20 protein-coding genes, 1 tRNA gene and 2 pseudogenes are annotated in these 21,198 nt (G+C 70.1%); 9 read left to right on the top strand and 14 right to left on the bottom strand.

Annotated elements, in window-relative coordinates:
* Window positions 1-25: 25 nt before the first annotated feature.
* Both ABZT87_RS28410 and ABZT87_RS28415 read right to left on the bottom strand, forming a co-directional pair.
* A complete protein-coding gene (locus tag ABZT87_RS28410; protein WP_355139312.1) occupies window positions 26-1,657 on the bottom strand; it encodes a tetratricopeptide repeat protein in 1,632 nt (543 codons plus the stop codon).
* A gap of 57 nt (window positions 1,658-1,714) precedes the next feature.
* Entirely contained in the window at window positions 1,715-2,176 is a 462-nt protein-coding gene (locus tag ABZT87_RS28415; protein WP_354855453.1) for a MarR family transcriptional regulator, read from the bottom strand.
* A gap of 49 nt (window positions 2,177-2,225) precedes the next feature.
* On the opposite strand from ABZT87_RS28415, the gene ABZT87_RS28420 reads away from it, so the two are divergent.
* Both ABZT87_RS28420 and ABZT87_RS28425 read left to right on the top strand, forming a co-directional pair.
* A complete protein-coding gene (locus tag ABZT87_RS28420; protein WP_355139314.1) occupies window positions 2,226-2,747 on the top strand; it encodes a VOC family protein in 522 nt (173 codons plus the stop codon).
* 25 nt (window positions 2,748-2,772) lie between these two features.
* Window positions 2,773-3,663 (top strand): hypothetical protein, encoded by an 891-nt coding sequence (locus ABZT87_RS28425; protein WP_355139316.1) that lies wholly within the window; start codon window positions 2,773-2,775, stop codon window positions 3,661-3,663.
* A 144-nt stretch (window positions 3,664-3,807) separates the two neighbouring features.
* Here the strand turns inward: ABZT87_RS28425 and ABZT87_RS28430 are convergent, their stop codons facing one another.
* A complete protein-coding gene (locus tag ABZT87_RS28430) occupies window positions 3,808-3,987 on the bottom strand; it encodes a DUF4236 domain-containing protein (protein ID WP_030333600.1) in 180 nt (59 codons plus the stop codon).
* A gap of 141 nt (window positions 3,988-4,128) precedes the next feature.
* On the opposite strand from ABZT87_RS28430, the gene ABZT87_RS28435 reads away from it, so the two are divergent.
* Window positions 4,129-4,284, top strand: a complete 156-nt coding sequence (locus ABZT87_RS28435; protein ID WP_355139318.1) for a hypothetical protein — start codon at window positions 4,129-4,131, stop codon at window positions 4,282-4,284.
* Window positions 4,285-4,290: 6 nt separating this feature from the next.
* On the opposite strand, the gene ABZT87_RS28440 is transcribed toward ABZT87_RS28435, so the two are convergent.
* Window positions 4,291-4,746 carry an Rrf2 family transcriptional regulator gene (locus ABZT87_RS28440; protein WP_007457237.1) on the bottom strand — a complete coding sequence of 152 codons (456 nt, stop codon included), beginning with the start codon at window positions 4,744-4,746 and terminating at the stop codon, window positions 4,291-4,293.
* 7 nt (window positions 4,747-4,753) lie between these two features.
* The gene (locus ABZT87_RS28445; protein WP_354863050.1) at window positions 4,754-5,746 is read right to left on the bottom strand and encodes an AraC family transcriptional regulator; all 993 of its coding nucleotides are present in this window, start codon (window positions 5,744-5,746) and stop codon (window positions 4,754-4,756) included.
* 189 nt (window positions 5,747-5,935) lie between these two features.
* On the opposite strand from ABZT87_RS28445, the gene ABZT87_RS28450 reads away from it, so the two are divergent.
* On the top strand, window positions 5,936-6,712 hold the full coding sequence (locus tag ABZT87_RS28450) for an SDR family oxidoreductase (RefSeq protein ID WP_355139320.1): 777 nt from the start codon (window positions 5,936-5,938) through the stop codon (window positions 6,710-6,712).
* Between the two features lie 113 nt (window positions 6,713-6,825).
* Here the strand turns inward: ABZT87_RS28450 and ABZT87_RS28455 are convergent, their stop codons facing one another.
* Window positions 6,826-7,257 carry an SsgA family sporulation/cell division regulator gene (locus ABZT87_RS28455; protein ID WP_007457244.1) on the bottom strand — a complete coding sequence of 144 codons (432 nt, stop codon included), beginning with the start codon at window positions 7,255-7,257 and terminating at the stop codon, window positions 6,826-6,828.
* Between the two features lie 273 nt (window positions 7,258-7,530).
* On the opposite strand from ABZT87_RS28455, the gene ABZT87_RS28460 reads away from it, so the two are divergent.
* Together ABZT87_RS28460 and ABZT87_RS28465 are read left to right on the top strand one after the other, a co-directional pair.
* Window positions 7,531-8,109, top strand: a complete 579-nt coding sequence (locus ABZT87_RS28460) for a PGPGW domain-containing protein (RefSeq protein WP_355139322.1) — start codon at window positions 7,531-7,533, stop codon at window positions 8,107-8,109.
* 50 nt (window positions 8,110-8,159) lie between these two features.
* Window positions 8,160-8,231: transfer RNA gene (locus tag ABZT87_RS28465), tRNA-Val, on the top strand.
* 233 nt (window positions 8,232-8,464) lie between these two features.
* Here ABZT87_RS28465 and ABZT87_RS28470 read toward each other — a convergent pair.
* Both ABZT87_RS28470 and ABZT87_RS28475 read right to left on the bottom strand, forming a co-directional pair.
* The gene (locus tag ABZT87_RS28470) at window positions 8,465-9,262 is read right to left on the bottom strand and encodes an aminoglycoside phosphotransferase (protein ID WP_355139324.1); all 798 of its coding nucleotides are present in this window, start codon (window positions 9,260-9,262) and stop codon (window positions 8,465-8,467) included.
* A gap of 15 nt (window positions 9,263-9,277) precedes the next feature.
* Window positions 9,278-9,409, bottom strand: a complete 132-nt coding sequence (locus tag ABZT87_RS28475) for a hypothetical protein (protein ID WP_355139326.1) — start codon at window positions 9,407-9,409, stop codon at window positions 9,278-9,280.
* A gap of 662 nt (window positions 9,410-10,071) precedes the next feature.
* On the opposite strand from ABZT87_RS28475, the gene ABZT87_RS28480 reads away from it, so the two are divergent.
* Window positions 10,072-13,416 (top strand): hypothetical protein, encoded by a 3,345-nt coding sequence (locus ABZT87_RS28480; protein ID WP_355139328.1) that lies wholly within the window; start codon window positions 10,072-10,074, stop codon window positions 13,414-13,416.
* Between the two features lie 272 nt (window positions 13,417-13,688).
* Here the strand turns inward: ABZT87_RS28480 and ABZT87_RS28485 are convergent, their stop codons facing one another.
* The 4 genes from ABZT87_RS28485 to ABZT87_RS28500 all read right to left on the bottom strand — a co-directional run bounded on the left by ABZT87_RS28485 (window position 13,689) and on the right by ABZT87_RS28500 (window position 17,499).
* Window positions 13,689-14,408, bottom strand: a complete 720-nt coding sequence (locus ABZT87_RS28485; RefSeq protein WP_355139330.1) for an SDR family oxidoreductase — start codon at window positions 14,406-14,408, stop codon at window positions 13,689-13,691.
* A 166-nt stretch (window positions 14,409-14,574) separates the two neighbouring features.
* A complete protein-coding gene (locus ABZT87_RS28490) occupies window positions 14,575-15,246 on the bottom strand; it encodes a response regulator transcription factor (protein WP_355139332.1) in 672 nt (223 codons plus the stop codon).
* Window positions 15,231-16,334, bottom strand: coding sequence for a hypothetical protein (locus tag ABZT87_RS28495; protein WP_355139334.1), 1,104 nt, complete (start codon window positions 16,332-16,334; stop codon window positions 15,231-15,233). Before ABZT87_RS28495 ends, ABZT87_RS28490 begins: the two co-directional genes overlap by 16 nt.
* Window positions 16,327-17,499, bottom strand: coding sequence for an ATP-binding protein (locus ABZT87_RS28500; RefSeq protein ID WP_355139336.1), 1,173 nt, complete (start codon window positions 17,497-17,499; stop codon window positions 16,327-16,329). The genes ABZT87_RS28495 and ABZT87_RS28500 overlap by 8 nt, the downstream gene beginning before the upstream one ends.
* 181 nt (window positions 17,500-17,680) lie before the next feature.
* Here ABZT87_RS28500 and ABZT87_RS28505 point away from each other — a divergent pair, with 181 nt between their 5' ends.
* Together ABZT87_RS28505 and ABZT87_RS28510 are read left to right on the top strand one after the other, a co-directional pair.
* Entirely contained in the window at window positions 17,681-18,643 is a 963-nt protein-coding gene (locus tag ABZT87_RS28505; protein WP_355139338.1) for a phospholipase A2, read from the top strand.
* Between the two features lie 27 nt (window positions 18,644-18,670).
* On the top strand, window positions 18,671-19,315 hold the full coding sequence (locus ABZT87_RS28510; protein ID WP_355139340.1) for a hypothetical protein: 645 nt from the start codon (window positions 18,671-18,673) through the stop codon (window positions 19,313-19,315).
* 1,512 nt (window positions 19,316-20,827) lie between these two features.
* On the opposite strand, the pseudogene ABZT87_RS28515 reads toward ABZT87_RS28510, so the two are convergent.
* Together ABZT87_RS28515 and ABZT87_RS28520 are read right to left on the bottom strand one after the other, a co-directional pair.
* Window positions 20,828-21,037 (bottom strand): annotated as a pseudogene (locus tag ABZT87_RS28515) (hypothetical protein); the annotation flags it as partial.
* A pseudogene (locus tag ABZT87_RS28520) lies at window positions 21,034-21,198 on the bottom strand (IS5/IS1182 family transposase); the annotation flags it as partial. The pseudogenes ABZT87_RS28520 and ABZT87_RS28515, both read right to left, overlap by 4 nt.

A 21,198-nucleotide genomic window follows, 5' to 3' on the forward strand; every position in this document is an offset into this window, starting at 1 on the left:
CGACGGTGGTCAGCCGGTCGGGATGTCAGCGGCGGCGGGTGCAGACCTGGTTGGCGCTCGCGACGGTGTCGGTGGACCAGACGACGGCCACGGTGAAGCAGTAGTCGTTGGCGCGGTTCAGCGCGTAGACGATGTAGCTGTCGGTGCCGGCGGGCAGCGTGGCGATCGCCGTCTTCTCCTGCCCGGCCCGGCCGGCCGACACGACCACCGGCCCCTCGCCCCCGGCCGGGTACGTCCAGCGCAGAGCGATGTTGTCCCGATTGTCGCGCAGGCTCACCGCGCCGGGCGGGGTGCCGGGTGCGGCGGCCGGCGCTGCCGTGCCGGTGGCGGCCGGCGCACCCGTGCCGGTCGGGCCGGCGCTGGGGGAGCCGTTGTCCGGCCCGGCTTTCGGGTCGTCCCCGTCGCCGACCCGCGCCACCCCGGCGATCACCGCCGCCGTGCCCAGCAGCACCACGACGACGCCGGCCACCAGCACCGGCACCAGCCGGTTGCGCGGCGACGCCTTTGCCCGGTGCACGGGCACCGGCAGCAGCCGGGACGGCGTGTACGGCTCCAGCGGCGCGTACGGCTGCGCCGGCTGGTCCGGCTGGGTCGACGCGTCGGGGCGGTGCAGCCGGTAGACGCCGGACGTCTCCTCGGTGCCGGCGGTGAACCCGGCCACCGATGGGGGCACCGGCGGGACGATGGAGTGCGGGGCGGGCTCGTCGGTCGGGTCCGGCGGCCAACGGAAGCCCGGCGACCCGTCCGGCTCGTCGGCCGGCACCCGGGGGTTCGGCACCGAGCCGACCCCGTGCCCGGCCCGGCCCTCGTCGTCGCGGTCGGCCGGACCGGTCATCCCCGGGTCCACCTGGCGCGGCGGGGGCGCGGGTGGGTGGTAGGCGGATTCGACCGGCCGGTCGTTGTGCGGCGCGGTACGCGCGGCCGGCACCACCGGGGCGTCCTGGTCGGCGGGCGCGTCGTCGGCGCAGACATGGTCGGGGTTGGCCGCTGCCCGGGCGAGAGCCGCCACCTGCAGCGCCAGCGGGTCGTCGGCGGCCAGGTGCTGCCGGCACAGCTCGCGGGCCAGCGCCAGGTTGTCGTGCGCCTCGGCGAACTGCCCACAGTCGCGCTGCATGGCGCCGAGCCGGGCCAGCATCTTGATCCCGCTGGGGTGACCGTCGCCGTACACCTCACGGTGCAGCTCCCAGGCGTCCTGGAGGCGGTCGCGGGCCACCGTGCACTGGCCCCGGGCGTACTCGACGGTGGCCAGGTCGGCGTGTGCGGCAAGCACCCGCAGCGACTCGGGCCCGTCCTGCGCGGTCAGCTCGATGATGACTTCCTGGTACAGCCGGGCGGCCCGGGAGTGGCTGCCCACCCGGTGCAGCACGGCGGCCAGGGTGGCTGCGGCGGCGACGGTGCGGGGGTCGGAGCGGCCGTGCAACCGGGTGGTGGCCGCGTACGCGAAGGCTGCCCAGCCGCGCGCGGAGTGCGGCTCGCCGAGGGCGACGAGCACCCGCGCCTGGAGGCTGGCCGCCTCGGCCAGCTCGGGTGTGGCGTTGGCCGGGCGGGGGTCGGCGTCGGTGAGCGCGTCGGAGAGCAGCCGTTGCGCACCGGCCACGTCGCCAGTGGACACGAGGTGGTGCGCCTGGTCAGTCAACTCGTCGAAGCCGGAGGACACGCCCCATCGTGCTCATCCGACGACGGTAAGTACAAGACCCGCGCCGGTGCCGATCGGTCAGGATCTGGTCAGGTGCTCGGCCAACGTCTCGCTGATCCGGCGCAACTGGTCGACCTGGGCCGGGCTCAACGCGTCGAACAGGTGTCGGCGTACCCCCTCGACGTGGCCCGGGGCGGCGGCGGCGAGGGTGGCGAAACCGTCGTCGGTGAGCACCGCGATCTGCCCGCGCCGGTCGGTGGGGCAGTCCTCGCGGCGTACCCAGCCGGCCGCCTCGAGGCGGGCCACCGCGTGCGAGAGCCGGCTGCGTGACGACCCCGCCGCATCGGCCAGGTCGCTCATCCGAAGTTGCCGACCCGGGGCCTCGGAGAGTCGGACCAGGATCTCGTAATAGGCGTGCGGCATGCCGGCATCGCGTTGCAGCTCGCGGTCGAGCGTGTCCATCAGCGCCCGGGAGGCGGCGAGGAACGCCCGCCAGGTGCGCTGCTCATCGGGGTCCAACCAGCGGGTCATGACGGCCATCATACGCGCAATGGTTGAATGTTCAACCAAATGGCGCTAGCCTGGGGTCATGGGTATCCACCGGCTCAACCACGCGGTCCTCTACGTCAGTGACCTCGCCCGCAGCGTCGCCTTCTACCGCGACGTGCTGGGCTTCCGCCCGGTGGCGATGACCCCGGACGGCTTCCGGGGCGCCACCTTCCTCCAGGCCCCCGACTCCACCAACGACCACGACCTCGGCCTGTTCGAGATCGGCGCGGCCGCCGGCCGGTCCACCGCCGGCCGGGCCACCGTCGGGCTCTACCACCTGGCGTGGGAGGTCGACACCCTCGACGAGCTGGCCGCCACCGCCGAGCGGCTCACCGCCGCCGGGGCGCTGGTCGGCGCGTCCGACCACGGCACCACCAAGAGCCTCTACGGCCAGGACCCGGACGGTCTGGAGTTCGAGGTGGTCTGGCTGATCCCGGCCGACCTGCTCGACGACACCGCCCTGGCCGCCCGCAAGCGCATCGGCCGGCTCGACCTGGACGCCGAGCGGCAGCGCTACGGCGGGCAGACCCGCGGTGGTGTGGGGATCTCCGTGCCGGCCTGAGCCGGCCATAGGGTAGAACGAACCGATGCCGACCAACCGGACCACCGACTTCCTTCGTGAGCTGCTGGTCCGTCAGGTGACGACCTGGCTGCCCGCCGCCCTGCACCGCTCCCGGCGGGCAACCGTCGCGCTGGCCTGGGCCGGCGCCGACGGCGGCGCAGCGGAGGCGGTGCTGCGGGTGGTCGTCGGCCACGCCGCCCAGGTGCGCGGTCGACAGGTGACGGTGCTGGTGCTGGCCGACGGCGCCGCCGACCTGCCGGCCCGGCTCGGGCCGATCGAGGCGGAGTTGCCTGCCGAGGTGACGGTGCACCTGCTGCCCGGCGGTCCGGACCGGCTGCCGGTGGCGGTGAAGGCGGCCGGCGCGGCCGGGTCGCCGCTGTTCTGCTTCCTGGACCTGCCCGGCGAGGTGCCCCCGCACCTGCTCGGCGCCGCCGCCAACGGCCGCACCGGCGAGGTGCTGCTGCACGCCGGTGGCGTCACCCGTGCGGCCCTCGTCGCCGCCGGCTTCCCGCTGGTCGCCGAGGTGGCGCCGGTGCTGCCGGATGGCGCGGCGGCCGGCGTGGTCGCCTTCGGCAGCCGTTCGGACCGGAGTCTGGAGGCGCTCCGTGACGCGCTCTGGACGGTCGGCGCGGAACTCGGTGTGCGCTACCGCGACCCCGCCGACCCGACGGCCCCGCCGGTGGACGTGGCCGGGGACCCGGCCCTGGAACCGCTGGCCGGGGAACTGCTGGCCGAGCTGCGCCGGGGCGGCCCACGGCCGGTCACCGAGCTGCGCCGGCACACCCTCACCGCGACCGTCTACCGTGCCGCAGACGCCAACCGGGCGCTCGCCAACCTGGTCGAGACGGGCGACGTACGCCGCGAACGCGACAGCGGCCGCCTCGCCGGCGACGAAATCATCACGCCCACGCGCTGAGGCGCACCCCTGCCCCTCCGCGATCGTGCTATTTCTGCCCCGGCCTACCGGGGATTCCGCAAGATCGACGAGGTGCGGGTGGGGCGGGTGGACGCCGAGCGGGGTGCCGGTGAATCACCGGCACCCCGCTCGACTCCCGGGACGCTACGACCGGGACTTGTCCTGCTTCCAGGACAGCGGACCCGGCAGGTCGACGCGGTGCGCCCGGGCCTTCGAGTTCCAGGACCAGCGGCCGATCTTGATGCTCCACGAGGAGAAGCCGTTCTCGGTGAAGTTCAGGATGATCGGTCCGTACTTCTTGCGCTTGCGAAACATGAGGCCCATCGGAGGTCTCCCCTCGTCACCGTTCCCTGCCGTGTCGAGATCGAACATTCCCGAACGGGCGAATTCCGAAACCCCCTCTTCGTCCCGGGTGGACGGTGACGCGGCACGACCCGACAATCTGCGGGGCTGGCCGCCGGACCGATGGCCGGGTTCGACGCCGCCGGGGTGACCCGGGAGTTCTTTCCGGACGGGCGGCACGAGGCACTGCTGCTGCTGAACGTCGGCCACCCCGGCCCGGACGCCTGGCGCGAGCGGCTGCCCCGCCTGCCCGCGGCCGACGTCATCCACACCCGGTGACCAGGGTCAGCGGGGCTCCCACGCGTCGGGCAGAGCGGTGAGCTTGCGGACGTGTGCGGGCAGCCGACCGCTGACGATCTCGGCGAGGCTCACCTCGTCGACGACCCGCCGCACGGCGGCGCGGACCGCCACCCACAGGCCGGGCAGGTTCTCCGCCGCGCCCTCGTAGCGGGTCTCCTCCGGGCGTAGGCCGCGGACGCCCGCGAGGGGGCCCTCCACCGCGCGCAGCACCGCGCCGACGGTCACCTCGCGGGGCGGACGGGCGAGGGTGTAGCCACCCTCGGCGCCGCGCTGGGCGCGCACGATGCCGGCCCGGCGCAGATCGGCCAGGACCGCCTCCAGGAACTTGCGGGGCATGTCCTGCTCGGCGGCGATGGCCTGGGTGGACAACAGCGAGGGGTACGCGGTCGCGAGGCTCAGCGCCGCCCGTACCGCGTAGTCGCCGCGCGCGGAGATCTGCACCCCGCCATCATGCCCGCCCGATCCCGCCGCCCGACCCGGTGGGCTTCCCGGACCGCGTGGCGTGACCGCCGTTGGCCGGTTCGACGGCGGCGCCGGAGCGGAACCGCCCGCTGTTGGCGCCCGTCGGTTCGACCGCCGGTCGGGGTCGGACGACCCGCCCGGTGGCCGGCTGATCGCGGGCGGCGCGGAACGCGCCCGGGCTGACCCCGATCTCACGGGTGAAGAACCGGCCGAAGTTGGTGGGCTCGGTGAAGCCGAGCTGACGGCCGATCTGGGCGATCGGTTCGTCGCTCGCGGCGAGCAGCCGGGCGGCCTGCAACGCGACCCGCTCGTCGATGACCTGTTTGGCGCTGCGACCGGTCACGGCCAGGCAGGCGCGGGTCAGGGTCCGCACCGAGCAGCCGAGCGCGGCGGCATAGTCCTCGACCCGCCGGGTCACCTGGTAGCCGTGCTCGACCTCCCGGCAGAATCGCTGGAACGTCTCGACCTCCGGCCGGTGCCCGGACCGGGCCATACCGGGCAGCGTCAGCCGCAGCAGCAGCACGGCGAGCTGGTGGCGCAGCAGCGCACGACCGGCGGGGGCGCCGCCGTGCCGCTGGCAGTCCACCGCCAACTGGCTCACCTCGTTGATCACCGCGTCCTCGTCCTCGCCGGCCAACTGCCGCCAGGTCTGCGGGGCGTCCGGGTCGACGGCCAGGCCGTGCAGCGCGTCGGCGGTCCAGCCGACCACCGTCGCGTCGAACTGTGGGCCGGCGCAGCGCAGCACCTGACCGGCGCGGACCCGCAGCAGCGTGCCGGGTCGGCACGGCAACAGGTGGAAGTCCAGCTCGGCGTCGCCGTGACCCCGGGTGGTGAGGATCAACAGCTCCCGCTCGACGAACACCGGCCGCCGCCAGCCGGGGTCACCGGCCAGGTCGGCCAGCGCGAACGTGGAAATCTCGTCGGGTACGGGTGACGCCGTTCCGATCGATGGCGCGGGGGAGGGATCGGTGGAGACCATCGTCTGCGACGGTAGCCCGAACCGCAGGTCACCGCATCCCGATCAACGTGCGCGGCGGCGCCGAGGCTTGTGACGATCCCCGCGGCCGGGCTACGTTACCCGGCGGTAGCGCTGTGCGGTCCGTGGCCGCCTGGCGCCCGCCGTCCGCCCGACCGCCCGGCGGACCCGCCGACACGCGATGGGATGGGCATGACGCAGCTGTTCTCGGTCGAAGGCAAGACGGTCCTGGTCACCGGCGGGTCGCGGGGGATCGGGCTGATGATCGCCCAGGGCTTCGTCCGAGCCGGCGCCCGCGTGATCATCTCGTCCCGCAAGGCGGACGTCTGCGAGACGGTCGCCAAGGAACTCTCCGCCGAGGGCCACTGCGAGGCGATCCCCGCCGACCTGGGCACCGACGCGGGCGCCGAGACCCTCGCCGCCGCCGTCCGCGAGCGCGTCGACCGTCTCGACGTGCTGGTCAACAACGCCGGCGCCACCTGGGGCGCTCCGCTGGAGAGCTACCCGGAGGCCGCGTTCGACAAGCTCTGGGCGGTCAACGTCAAGGCCGTCTTCCGGCTCACCACCGCGCTGCTGCCGGCGCTGCGCGCCGCAGCCAGCGCCGACGACCCCGCCCGCGTGATCAACATCGGGTCCATCGACGGCATCCGGGTGCCGTTCATGGAGGTGTACGCGTACTCGGCCACCAAGGCGGCCGTGCACATGCTCACCCGCAGCCTCGCCCACCAACTGGCCGGCGAGCAGATCACCGTCAACGCGATCGCGCCCGGCCCCTTCGAGAGCAAGATGATGGCGTTCGCCCTCAACGACCCGGCGAGCAGGACCGCCATCGAGCAGCAGGTGCCGCTTGGCCGCATCGGGCGCCCCGAGGACATGGCCGGCACCGCCATCTACCTCTCCTCGCGGGCTGGCGCGTACCTCACCGGCGCGGTCATCCCCGTCGACGGCGGCATCACCACCCACGGCTGAGCGCCGGCGACCCCCGGTCGGGCTGCCCGCGTACCCCCGGGTGTGCCAGGGCCGCGCGGACTCGGCAGATCCGCGCGGCCCTGTCTGGCCGGTGTTGCCCGTTCGGGCGGTGCTCAGCGACCGGCGAGCAGCCGGTTCACCGCCGTGTCGACGTCCAGGTGCTCGGCCTCGCGGCCGCGCGGGACGACGACGTACGTCCGTCGAAGGAAACGCACCAGGACGCTGCGCGGCACCTCGAAGAGGGCGTTGCCGTCCGGTGACGAGAGGGCCAGCGCGACGAAGTCGCCCCGCGGTGTGGCCCAGGGCCAGACCCGCACATCGCCGATGCCCGCAGGCTCGTCCAGGCCGGTGACCAGAAGTTCGCGCGCGAACGACCAGCTCACCGCCTCGCCCCCGGCCGATTCGGCATGGAACAGGACATGGACCGCATACGGGTCAGCAGGGTCGTAACGCAGACTGGCACGCACCGGCAAGGCGGTGGCGTCAGGTGCGACGAGCCTTAGCGACGTCTCGACCTCTACGGTCGTCGGTCGGATGACACTCATGGACGTTCTCCCCCCGGCACCGCTGCGGAACGCGCGTGTCCCGCTTTTCCCATACTCAGGTGCTACTCCTGGCTACGCTCCGCCATACGCTGACTTCACCCAGTGGTGGGAAGGGGGACGGAAAGGCCGCGTGAATGTGAGCATTCATGTAGGATTTCCGGTTCTGCCCAGTGCGTGATTCCGCCCGGCGTCGGGTGGCTCAGTCGTCGACTTACTCCGGTAACGTCCAGTCGGCCGTTGCAGTGACGGGCCCGAGCGACACTGGGGGGTGAAATGGTCACGAACCGATCCTCAGTGGATCCGGTGGCCGCATCCGGTCCGCCGAAAGTCGCGGTCCGAGCAGCCGAAAAGCGGGGGTACGACGTGCCGATGGAGCAACCCGAGCGACCCGGACGGTCGACGCCCGACACGGGCCGCACCGGCGGCGTCCTCGTCGTCGGCGAGCCCCCGCGACGCCCACGCTGGCGGGACCGCATCTCGACCACCCTCGACCTGATCCGCGCCAACCCCACCGGCCGGATCGCCCTCAAGATCTTCATCTCGATCGCCGGCGCGCTGGTGGTCACCATCGGCATCGCCCTCATCCCGCTACCCGGGCCGGGCTGGCTGCTGGTCATCGCCGGCCTCGGCATCTGGGCCGTCGAATACCACTGGGCCCGCCGGCTGCTCGGCTTCACCCGCCGACACGTGCACGGCTGGACACAGTGGGTGACGCGACAGTCGCTGCCGCTGCGCTTCGTGCTCGGCATCGTCGGCCTGGTCTTCGTGGGCGTTGTGGTCTGGCTCTCACTCAAGCTCAGCTTCGGCATCGACGTGGTGGCCGAGGCGATGCAGTACCTCGCGACGCACTGACCCCGGATTTCCGGTCTGGTTCCACGATCGGGTAGAGTCAGTGGCGCTGAGGGCGATTAGCTCAGTGGGAGAGCGCTTCGTTCACACCGAAGAGGTCGCTGGTTCGATACCAGCATCGCCCACTCTCAGTTTGTGCAGGTCAGAAGCCCGTTACCGAATGAGTCGGTAACGGGCTTCGCCGTATGTGCTGCTTACATTGGGAGCAGATTGGGAGCAGCGCGGCTGGTTCTCTGTTCGGGCCGCCATGGACCTGTCCGGTTGAGTGACCTGATGTGCGGTCCCGAGCGGGCCTGCTGGCTAGTTGAGGAGTTGGGTCGACCGCTGCCGGTGCCGCGCGGCGAGAGGGTGGCCCCGGTTATGGCTCATGGGTTGACTGGCGGCCGTAGGTCCGATGGTTGGCCCATTCGCCGGTCCACAAGGCGAGGTCGTGTACCCAGAGCGCGGCGCTCTGCCGGGACTTGACGGCCCACTTTGCTGCGTTCTTCGACGCGAAGTGGTCCAGGACCTGACGGTCGGTCGCCGTCCATGCGGGAAGCTGGGTTAGCCACTCTTCTGCCTGTTCCGCGCTGTGGCCGCTGCCGATCAGCCACTGGACGAGCAGCGCGAGTTCGACCCATGCGGCGGCCTTGGTTGCCCACGCCCAGTCGACGATCCGTAGGCCGAGTGGCGTCACGATCAAGTTGGCCGGGTTGACGTCGGAGTGGATAAGTGTCTCGCCATTCATCGCCGGGTGCGCGAACCCGAGCCGGGCTGCCGGGGTGAACCACATCTCGCCAGGCGCAGGCGTCTCTTGAAGTGCTTTCAGCGCGGCGAGGAGCAGATCGAGGTCCCTACTGCCGGGTGACAGGTCGGGGTGGGGACCGGCAAGATGTTCGGTCCCCACCACCAGCCAGCCATCGGATTCGAACTGCCACAGGACCGCGGGCGGGTGCCGGTCGATGGCTCGGGTGGCCGCGAGTTCGTAGCGCAGCGACCGAACGCTCAGCTCGCCGGAGGCAGCCTTGACGAAGATCCGCCCGGCGGGTCCGGTCACCGTCGAGGTGATCTCGGCGTGGTTGCCACTGGAAGCCGAGGTGACGTCAAAGGTTCCGCCGACCCGTTCGGCGATCCCTGCCGTGACACTCTCCGGCAGAGCGGTCCAGTCGCTACGCATCGGATCTTTCCTCTGCTACGTGCCCGGCTGAGGCGGATTCGGCGGACAGCAGGACTCGGCCTCGCCGCCCCAGAATTCCATGTCGACCCGGTAGCCGGTCGCGTGCAGCGCCGCGAGTGTGTAGGTGATGGCGGTGCCGTCCTGCATGGCCCCGGTCAGGATCGGCCGGTGGTGCACGTAGTGGCCCGCGATCTGTTTGCAGGCGACGGTGTAGGGCTCGCTGATCTGCAGGGCGGCATGCCAGACAGCCGCACACAGCAGCGATGGTGACCACGCCGCCGACTATCTCAACCAGGCGGGCCGCAGCTGACAAGGCTCGGCGATCGTGAACGTGTTCCCCGATCGGCCGATGCGGCTGCGGGAGCCAGCGCTGGTTCCCACCAAAGCACTGGGCTGGCAGCTCACGATGGGAGGTGGGGGAGCCGTCGTCCTTTCTGTCGACGGTTGGCCCATGTGCCTCAACCTGGGTCTGGGCAAGTCGCGGTCCTTGCGGGCAACTCGGTGGTAGCCGAACGTCAGCAGCAAGCCTGTGTCCTCTCCGTGGCGACGTTGTCGGCCTGATCGCGGGCGCCTTAACCGGAAGCACATTCTCGCCCGTCATCCGTACGGATGCTTATGTCGCTGGGCACGCTTTCCTTGCTAGCGTCATCGCCCGGGGCAGCACGTCGATGTGCGCCGAACCAGCCGAGGCGGGGGGGGATGAAGACACGTAGGCGATGCCGGTGGCCTGACCGAGCGCGGGCCAGCCACGGCGGGTGGCCCCGACGTCCGGCCGAGGCAAAGTGTTCCGGCACATCACGGTTTGGGTCATGACGGTGAAGAAGCCGGTCTCACCGGCGTCCACCGGCGGGGCCGGCACGCACTTCGAGTACCGGGTCGCCGCGATCGTCTACAGTCACCTGCTGACCGGCACGCACCCGCCAGGTCTCGTGGTACCGCTGGTTGCGGTGGGCCTTCAGCAACGGGTGCACGGTCATCTGCTCGACGACATCGTGCTGACCGCCGAACCTGGGCCTCATCCGTTGTGCATAGAGTTCCAGGTCAAACGCAGCCTCATGGTCACCGGCGCGGACCCGCCGTTCGTCGAGGTGGTGACGCAGTCACTGCACCAGCTTCATCGCCGCGGCGACGAGGTGGCTCGCGGCGACCTCGCCCTCGGGGTCGTGGCGCAAGGTGATCCGGAGGCGTTGTCGCAGCTCGCGGCATTGAGCGAGCTGGCTCGTGGGCACACGACGCACGACCGTTTTGCCGAGCTGCTCGTCCGCGATGTCACGAACCAGAATGTGCGCAACCGCTGGGCTCACGTGCGCAAGGCGGTCGCGGCGGCGTTCGCCGAACAGGCGCCCGACCTGGGCGGGGTGGACTTCTCGGCGCATGCGTTCCTGTCGGCGCTGCACGTCTGGTGCGTGAGCGACAGCACCGACGGGGCGGAGTACCGCGCCGCCCTCGATCGTCTCGGGCCGATCGCGCAGACGCTGGCGGTCAAGCCGGTCGACCTGTTCGAGCACCTGACCGCCCTGGCCCAAGGATGGGGTGTGGTGGCCGGCATTGCCGACGCCGGCACCGTGCGCCGCCATCTGCGCCGACGTGGGCTCGGCATGCGGACGTCGGACCCGGACGCCGCCGCGACCGGCTTCGCGGAGCTCGACGCCGATGCGGTCGTTCGTGGTCCGATCGCCGCGCTCGAGCTGGAGGGAGTCCGCGACGAGGCCGAACGCCGGTACGAAGCTGCGGACCCGGCCGCGGCGCAGCTGTTCGCCCAGATCGCAGAGCGGCTGGAGGAGCATGGCATGCTTCCGCACGCCGTGATCATGCGCCGGCGTGAGGCGGCTGCCCGGCAACGGTCCGGGGCCGCAGACGACGCGGGCATCTGCCGGGCAGCTCTGGCGTGGGAACACCTCGACGCGGTGCAGCCGTGGCAAGCCGGGTTTGCCCTCCAGGACGGGCGGCAGCCTGGTTCCCCGCGTGCGCTCGGACAGGCAGCGCAACGGGTCGTCGCGCTCGCCGGCGCCGCCGTCGGGGTCGCGAAGGGCGCCGATCTCGACGGGCTGATCAAGGCCTTCGACGCCGCTCAGGACGCAGATCCGTACCGTGAGCGGGCGGCGGCGCTGCTGTGCGAGGAGGCCATCGCGGATGGCAGGCCCACGCTGGTGGCACAGCGCGCCACCACGCTCGAGTCGATCGCCCGGGCAGCCGCCCGTCAAGGCGAGGCTGCGTCACGACGGTGCGGCGCGCGGATTTTGATGTGCGTCGCCGACGCCACCGGGAATTGGGCGCCGCTGCTGCCCGAGATTCATCGCCGGCACGGCGGGGCGATGACGGCCTGGGCGCATGCCCGGTACGGCCGTTTTCTCGCGCTCAACGGCGACGGTGCCGGCGCGCAGGCACAGTACGTGCTGGCCGTCGAGCGCGCCTGTGTCGCGAAATTGTTCGACGAGGCCGCCGACTGGCTCTACGCCGCGCGGATCGTGCGGTACTGGTACGGCGACGTCGCCGGGGACGATGACGAGCACCCTCTTGCCCAAGCGTTGCGCGCGAACGCCACGCCCAGCCGGCTTCCCGGATCGCCGCACACCGCCGAGCTCGCCATGAGCGCAATGCTGAGCAAGGACAAGCCCCGCGAAGCCGTCCAGCAGGCCCGCCGCTGGCGATGGCAAGCCGTCGTGCGCGGCTACCTGGCCGAGGAGCGCGAGGCCGTCGCGGCGCTCGGCACGCTGTACGAACGGGCGGAAGATCCGCGCTCGGCCGTTACCTGCTTCGTTCGGGCCGGATCGGATAGGCAGGCCGCAGCCGCCGCGCGAACACTTCCCGAAGTGCCCGCCGACCTCGGCGTGGACCTGCTCACCGCGGTCGAGGCGGGCCGCGCCGCCGCGTACGCCGCGGTCGCGGCCGCCTCCGATCTGATCACCGACGAGCAGGCACGCGAGTGGGCGGATGCCGCCATCAGTGAGGTCGCCGGGCACCGTGCCGAGCCGATCGCCGGCCCGTCGGCCCGGCTGGCGGCGTTCGACGCGCTGGCCGCCCTCGGCGGCTGTCTGAGCGACCAGCAGGTGGACTCGCTGCTCGTGATTCTCGACCCGCTCATCGACCGCGACCCCGACCACTACCGGTTCAGCGACAAGGCCGTCACGAAGATCCTCATCTCTATCGCGGGCCGGCGGCGGGAGGCCGTGGTGCTGCTGCTGCGCGCCCTGCTCGCCGACCAGCAGATGGCGGAGATCATCCTGCAGGAGGGCATCGAGGTTCTCAGCGCGAACAGCAAGATCACCGAGGAACTGCTCGGTCCTGCCGCGGCCACCAACGAGCATGCCTGCCTGGCGCTGATCCTCGCCGGTCTGGACACCGCACCGGTCACGACGCTCGCACAGCAACGAGTAACCCGATACCTGCTTCCCAGGGCTCATCATCCGGGCGTGACAGCCGTGTACGCCGGGTCCCAGCACACGGCGCTGCTCGCCTCGGTCCTCGACCCGGCAACCCGTCGACAGGTGGCGCAGGCCATGCTGGATATGGCTGCGGACGTCAGGGAAACCGCGTCGAGCCGGTACGACGGCCTAGCCGGGCTGACCGTGCTCGCTCCCCACCTCGACGAGCAAACCCGCGATGGCCTGCTCCCGCCGGTCCTGCACATGGCGCGCGGTGAGCACGACGACCACCTGGTCGACGACTTCTTCCGGCGCGGCGTGACGCTGACGGATCGTGCTCTGGAATGCGCGGCTCGGCTCGCCACCGGCGATGCCCGGCGCGCCGAGATCGAGCAGATCGGCATCGCCCTGCTGCAGACGGCTGACGAGCCCAGCCGGTGGCGGGCCGTCCGCGCCCTGTTCCTGACTCCCGCGGCCGCGACGACGCTCAACCTCGAGCATTGCGCGGTTCACCCGATCCCGGCAGTACGGGCACTTGCGGCCGTACGGTGGGCGCAGAACCCGGCCGTGCTGTCCCCCGCAGCCGCGGTCCGGCTCGCCCGGGACGACGACTACCGCGTGCGGCGCAACCTGGCCCGCGCTATCCGTGATCATGCTGAGGTCCACATCCGCAACGAGACCGCACTTGCGGTGCTTGATGCCCTGGCCAGCGACCCCCGAAGAAGCGTTCGTACCTGCGTCTCCCGGAAGCGGATGCCCGCTGAGACCGACACCCAGCCCACTGGCTAGCCAATCGCGGGCGCGCACTGCCGCTGCGACCGGGTCGCCTGCGCCCGCGTCCGTCACGGCGGATCGCTGCGAACACATCGATCGTCGACATGCGTCAAGCCGCTGCGTTTGGCCTGCGCGCCACTTCACACACCATGACCGGCGCCGGTCGTAGGTCGCGCGTTGTCTGCGGCAGATCCGCGCACCTGACCTTAGTTCAGACGGTGACAGTCTCAAGGGCGAATCTCTGCCGGGCCCTCGACCGGGCTCGGGCTGCTTCGCGCAGTGAGCGGTCAGGGTGTGGACGCCCGCCGAACCTGCTCGAAGTGGAACTCGCGAATGAAACAGTCTCGTGGTTGGCCGACCGCGAAAAGCACGCAGTCGATGACCGATCGCGCCGTGAGGTCGCTGTTTACCTGTCGGGGCCCGTCCTGAACGAAGTCCGGCGGAAACAGTGAGATTACCCGGATCCCTTCTGGCCGGAGCCGGTGCGACAGGATCTCAGCGAGCCCGGCGTGGGCATGCTTAGCGGCATAGAACGCGGGATGTGCACCCGAGCGGCGGTGCCCCACCTGACCGCATGCGGAGATCATGTTGACGATGTCGGGCCGCGACGACGCTCGTAGCAGCGGCAGCAAATTTTTGGTCAACAACATGGTGCCGGTCCCGCCCGCAGCCATCACGCTTTCGATCTTGTCGTCCGAGACGTCTCCCAGGTCATCACCTTCGACGTATGGGGCGCCATTGTTGATCAGCACATCGAGGCGCTTCGTCCGTTCGGCCACGGCAGTGGCGAACGCGCGCACCGACTCCGGTACGGCGAGGTCGCAGTGAAATGCATCAGCCCGACCTGGCCCCCGCTGGCTGATCGCATCCGCGACATGCTCGGCCGCAGCCACGTCGCGGGCCGAGAGAAAGATCTGTGCACCGCGCTTGGCGAAGGCTTCGGCCAGTAGTCGCCCGGTGTCACGTGCGGCACCGGTGATGGCGACGCGCAGGCCGTCAAGATTCATGGCCGAAGTGAAGCATCTGAACTCTGGTTGAGGTCAACAGGAACTTGCCAAGATCAGACATCCGCTCTTCGGCAGAGTCGCTCGCTTTGGTCCGTGTGGCGAGCGGCGATCTAGACGTCGCAAAGACTGACGCCGGCACCCGGCATGGTGTGGCGCGTCAGGGCGGTCAGGTGTCGCGACGGTCGAGGAGCGCTTCCAGTTCCTCGACCGTGATCAGGCCGTCTTTGATCGCGCGGACGGTCAACTCGGACTTCGTCGAGGCAGGCCGGCCGACGTAGGCGTATTTGATCCTGACGCGGGTGATGTATTTGTCGACAGTACTTTCGGACACGAACATCTTGCGGGAGACCTCGGCTTTCGAGCCCAGCTGCAACCAGAGCAACAATGCCTTCTTCTCCTGCTCGGACAACCGGGGCTGTTTGGGGTCGACCAGAATCGCGCCGCCCAGCTTCGGCGTGGTGTAGGTCTCGCCGATCGCGGCTGCGCGCACGGCCCGGATCAGGTGGTCCTTCTCCTCGCTCTTGGCGATGTACGCCAGGGCGCCGCGGTCGATGCACTGCACCGCTGTCTCCTCGCCCTCGTACATCGTGTACACCACCACATGCCGTCTGGACTCGGCGAGCCGGGTGATCGTGTCGAACTGGTCCTTTCCCTCGACGAGGAGGTCAAGGATGACCACGTCGGCGCTGCGGCCGGGCTCGGTCCAGGCCAGGGCTACTTGGCCGCCCGCCTCGACCAGATCAATTGGGGGGTCGGCCTCCGAGCACCACTTCTGGATGCCCTCACGCATCCCGGCGTGGTCCTCGATCAGTACAGCGGTCGTCAACCGGTCGCCCATTGTGCTTCCACCCAGGTCGAGTCGTCATCCGAGGTGGCAGTGACCCGCACTGCCGGATCCGTGGCCGGGAACGATTCCATGATGCTGCAGTCGGCTCGGACGCTGACGGACAGAACACCGCCGATGCAAATTACGACGATCCGGGCCTCGGACCACGCCGCGGTGATGGTGGGGATCACGGCGTCGGTGAGCGACCGGCGGATTTCCGGCGGTGGGTCCGGCCAGCTGCCCACCGTGATCAGGTCGACCTTCACCCCTCGGCGCGCGGCGACGTCGGAGGCCTGTTCCAGGAGGTGCTTGAGCGGCTCGGCGGGGGTATCGGCCTCGGCGAAGAGCCGGCGCATGCGTGCGGCTTCGATCGTGCACTCTTGCATTACCTGCTGATCCGCGGGATCCAGCGTGCCGTCGGCCAGCCCTTGCAGCAGGCGGCCCGCAGATTCGTCCAGCGCGGCGAGGCGCGCCTGGCGGTTCCTGTGGATGCGCTCCGAGCTCTCCTCGGCCGTACGCCTCTCCTCCGTCTCATAGGTGGCCTGGGCCGCTACCTGGGCCACCCCGCGTAGCGCGACTGCCGCGATTCCGCTGGCCAGCGGATACCCGATGGTGCCCAGCGAGCCAGCGACGAAGTTGAGTAGGACGTCGCGGGTGCCGGCCCCGGGCAGCAGGATCGCGGCGAGCGTCACCGCCTCGTGCATGCCGAGGAAAGCCGCTAGGTAGCCGAGCGGCCGGTCCAGCAGCAGGATTACACCCATCCACCCGAGCGCCCCGAAAATCCAGTCCGCCGACGTGACCGCGGCACCGGGGGCCAGAAAGGCGCGAGCCAGCACGTCGGCTGCGAGGACCACGGCGAGTGCCGGCCACCGCCAGCGGGACCAGCCGCGACGCCGGGCGGCGAGCATTGCCTCGGCGACGACCACAGCGCTCAAGACGGCGTATGCGATGATCTGCGGCCATAGCGGGTGGTAGCGATCGAGGTTGCGCGCGAAACTCAGCGGCAAGATCAAAACGACCGCGGCGATGGTCACCACGGCGATCCGCAGGCCGTGTTGCAGCCGCCGCGTGATCTCCGCAAGGTGTCCTTGCTCAAGCATGGGTCCACCGCAGACGAACGGTGGTGCCGCGTCGGAGCTCCGACTCAATGGCGGCGCACCCGCCGATCTCGGCCATCCGGCCGCGAATCGACTCTCGGACACCGCGCCGGGTCGTCAGTACCCGCTCCGGATCGAAACCGTGGCCCTCATCCCGGATCTCGACGATCACGATGCCCCCGTCCTCGGCGACATGTACCTCGGCTGACCCCGCACCGGAATGCCGTCTGACGTTGGTCAGCGCCTCAATCGTCGCGTTGGTCATGGCTCGCGCAGCGTTCGTCGGCACAATCAGCTGCTCAGCCCCGGTGCGGGTGACCGGAAGCCGCGCTTCGTCGCAGGCAACCGCGAGCAGGCCGCACAGATCGCTCCGGGCCGGCGGCCGTTCGTCGGCCGGCCGGCGCAGCACCGCTAGATCACGTTCTGCTTGCTCGCCGATCCTGGGATCGGCCAAACCCAGGCCGACCATCAACAGTGTCGTCGCCGGGTGATCGTGCAGGTCTCGGTTGGAGGCCTGCTCGTCGGCGCGCACCAGCGCGGCGATCCGGCTCTCCCGCCGTGCGGTCTCCGCCTCGGCGATCGTCTGGTCGGCCAGCTCGCCACCCCGGTGGACCAGCGTCCAGAGCAACCGGGCCAGGCCCGTGACGACCACTGCCCAGCACGCCGTGATCACACCGTCGATCACTGAACCCTCGGGGCGCCCGGTGACCGTCCCGACAACCATGCCCATGATGACGACGAGGCCGGCAAGACTGCCGGAAATCCTCCCTTCGTAATACTGATACGCCACACAGGCGAAAGTGCAGAACGGCACAATCCATGACTTTCCGCTGCTCAACCAGCTTGCCGAGACAAGCCAGGGCGTGGCGAGAGCCAGCGCCGCCAGCGCGCTCGCATCCACTGCGGTGACCCAGCGTGGCGGGTGGCGGAAGACCTGGCGGGCGTAAAAGACGCTCCAGCCCGCGAGCACCAGCGAGGCGGCGGCGCAGGCATATCGCATCTGCGGCGACTCAGCGGCGGCTATCGCGACCACTGCGGTGATCGGTAGCGTGACTACTCTGATCATGGCGGCGTACCGGCGGCCAGCTGCACGAAGGCTCTCGACCGCGTCACCGGAGCGGGCGAGTCGCGCGGTTTCTGCAACCAGATCATGTCGGACGTACGGCATCAGAGCCCACCCGTCGTCAGCAAACGTGTGCGGGCCAACGGTATCGGCGCGGTTCACACCATTGTGTGGGGTGAACGCAGGACGCCGGAGAGCCACTGCGGCGATCACACTCGATTCGGCGGCCCGCGAGGGGGTGAGGCCGCCCGGCTCCCCGATGGCACGGTCGCTCGGGAGCCGTCGAATGACCGCTGAAGGGAACGATCTCATGAATGACAGGTCTTGGCGGGCCACAGCGGACCGCCATCGGGAACCGCGCGGTACGACGCGACTCACCAGGCGTCGGCTGGCGGCCCTGTTGACCGCGGGCACTCTGGCGTTGGCAGTGATGCCCGCCTCCTCCGCCGAGGCCGTTACCGCCGCTCAGCGTGCTGAGCAGGTCCGCTATGCCAAGGAGACGATGCTGCTGGGCAACCGGCAGTTCGCCGAGCGTAAGACGAACTTCTTCGCCGCGGGTTGCGGGACGCTGGACAACATCGACAAGTGCCGGAAGCCGGTGCCGTACAACCAGTTTGACTGGGACACCGACAGCTGCAGCAGGCCCACGCCGGAGAGCTGGCGCAAGCTGTTCCACCCGGCCTGCCAGCAACACGACTTCGGCTACCGCAACTACGGCAAGAGCCTGACGCTCGGGCGTGACGAGAACACCCGTCGATGGATCGACGACCGGTTCCGCGCGGAGATGAAGTCGATCTGCAACTACCGCTTCAGCGATTGGACGCAGTACGCGAACCTGCAGGCCTGCTTCAAGGAGGCTGATGGCATGTACGCCGTCGTCCGGAACCTAAGCGACTGGAGCAGGCCGCTTGACCAGCCCGTCGCACAGCAGGCGCCGGCCGAGCCATCCGAGCCAGCCGCGCCGGCCACGTTCGCGGAGACCACCGGCAGCGTGACCCATACCTGGACGAACCGGCAGAACGCGGGCGGCTCCCCCGGCCCAGCGATTTCGGCCGGAACCACGGTGCAGGTCGCCTGCCGGGCCGATGGCTTCCGCGTCGCCGACGGCAACACGGCCTGGTACCGCATCGCATCGAGTCCGTGGAACAACACCTATTGGGCCTCCGCCGACGCCTTTTACAACAACGGAAGCACCTCCGGCAGCCTGCGGGGCACGCCGTACTTCGACAACTACGTCCCGGTCTGCTGACCGCCACCGAGCTGCGGAGAACGAGATATGACCACCCACACCGGCAGCAGCCCGGCGCCACACGGTGGCGGGGACACCCTCGGCACCGTGCTGGGCCTGGCCGGTGTGGTGCTCGCCGTCGCTGTCATGGTGTTCCGGCCCGCGCTGCCCTACGAGATCAACAGCTCACTCGGGATGGCGCTTCTGGTGTGCTCGTCGGCCGCGCTGGTCTGGCTGATCAACCTCGGCGTGCGGTGGCGCCGACAGCAACAGCGCCCCCGGGGCTTCCGGCGTACCACCTCGATCACCGGTGTACTCGGGGTGCTGCTCATCCTGGCCGCCATGCAGGTCCAGGAGACCGGGGTCCGCACCGCCCACTGCGAGTTCGGCGTGCACGGCGTCGGTTACGGCATGGTGTGGGCCAAGGTCGAACCCCGCGAGCCCGGCAAGAAGTACCAGGTCACCGTAGTGTGGGCGGGCTGGACCGGCCGACCGGAACCGGTCGTGCTGAACCAGGCGACGTTTTTCACCTTCCTCAAGCGCGACGTCTACAGCCCGGCCGCCGACGTCATCACCGACCACGACGCGAAGATCATCTGCGGGGACGGGCGCCCGCCGGCCGACGAGGACCAGATCCACCTCGTCGGGGCGGACTGGATCCGTGGCAAGGCCACGCCGGTCGCCCGGCGCTGATCACTGCCCGAACGGTTCGCCTGGCGGCCCACCCGGCGCCAAGCCAGCTGCGAGCGCGGGTGCCACAAGTCAGGGCCGCCAGGGTGCCCGTCCGGGTGTACAGAGCTGATCGGGTGCAAACAGGTGTGCGAACCACCACAGGTGCCCGAAAATGGCCGCGTGGTGCGGTCGAACGACGTGTGCTGGGGTCAGAGGTGCCCCCCGAAAACCCCTTGAGAGGGCTGACGATCGATGATAAGCCTTGATCACCGTGTAGCGGCGTTTAGGCACCTCAGCGTCAAGATCCGCAAATCGATGACAAGCTACCGACCGTAACTGTCGGTAACAGAAGGACCGAGGTTCAGGTTACGTGAGCCGGGCTATTGCCGACTGACGCTGGTTGCGTTGCTGGCCCTGCTCGGGAGCCGATCGGGGACATCGTCGTCGAGCCCTGCCTCCGACAGGAGGCGCAGGTAGCGGCCCTGCAGTTCGGTGGCCGCTTCGTGGTCGCGGTGAGCGCCCTGCGACCGCGGGCGTGTAGGTCTGCGTTATGCGGGTCGATGCGGAGGCCCGCCTGCAACACGGCAAGGCCGCGCTGCAGGTCAGGTTCAACGTCGGCAAGGGCGGCGCAGGCGTCGATGACATGCCGCCGGATCGCTTCGCGGACGGGGTCGAGCTATGGCCAGGTGCGTCCGGGGGCAGTCCCGCGGGGTAGGCGCCAACGACTGCTTGCCAGGCAGCGGTGGTGTTGGTGACGGCAGGGGCGGCGTGATGAATGGCGGCTCGCAGACCCCACAAGTCGACGTTTAGGTGAGTCGGGTTGAGGCGATAGCGGTCGTCGGTATGTTCGATGACGTGCAGCCCGCTGGCCTCCCGGATGGCAGTGCGGAGGTCGCTGAGGGTGGTGTAGAGCCGTCCGGTGAGAGACCGGCGGGGGACACCCGGCCAAATCGCATCGGCCAGCTGTGCGGTGTGAGCGCGGGTGGGGTGGTTGGTGGCCAGAAAGATGAGGATCTGGAGGGCGGCGCTGCGGCGGATGGTGAGGGGTTCGCCATCGACGAAAAGGGTGGGCTCGCCCAGGACGCGTAGGCGAAGCCGCCGAGTGGCAGCATCGGGCCGGCTGCGAGGCTCGCCTCGGGTCGCTTGCCGCGGCAGCCGGGTCTTCGGTGGTGCCTCGTGCGGCACGGATGGATCTTGAGGCGGGCGGGCGGTGCTGGGTTGGGGCGGACGATGACGGCGAGCAGGTCGGTCGCCGTCACCTGGTCCAAGACACACAGTCGAGGTCCAGGCCCTTCGGGGCGCAAGGGGTCGTGCAGATAGCCTGCCAGGTCGGGCCTGCCGGCCATCCTCCCAGCACAACGACTCGGCCACCGGCCGTGGCCGCCATATCAGCAACGTCTTTCAGGTTATAGCCGCCGCAGCACTCCTCCTTCAGCAGGACGACGATCCTCGGTGATGGGGTGGACTCGACGTGCGCTGATCTTGCGCCGTCCGAGCGTGACAGCCCTTGGGCGGGCGTTCGTGCCGGTCGGTTCACGCGGGGCCGTCGAGATAGCCGACATCCGTGGAGTCCGACGCGACGCGGACGCGATAGCCCCAGCGTCGCAGGACCTGAGCGAGTTTTGCGGCACCCGCCGGGTTGGCGGAGTGAACGTTGATGACGCCGACGTCAAAGGGGCGCTCGTCGAAGGCAGCCTGTTCGAGGACCTCCACGACCGGCCAGATCGTGTCGTCCCCGCCTAGGCCGTGTTTCGTAGGGCACGAAGCCATTGGTTGATAGCGGCGATGGTGAGGGTGGCTTCGTAGCGCACGGCGAGTTTGTCGTATCTGGTGGCCATGGCGCGGTGTTGTTTGAGCTGGTTGATGCCGCATTCCACGGCGTGGCGCAGGCGGTAGACGTCGGG

This window comes from Micromonospora sp. NPDC005237 (assembly GCF_040607775.1).
In the GTDB taxonomy this organism is placed as follows: Bacteria; Actinomycetota; Actinomycetes; order Mycobacteriales; family Micromonosporaceae; genus Micromonospora.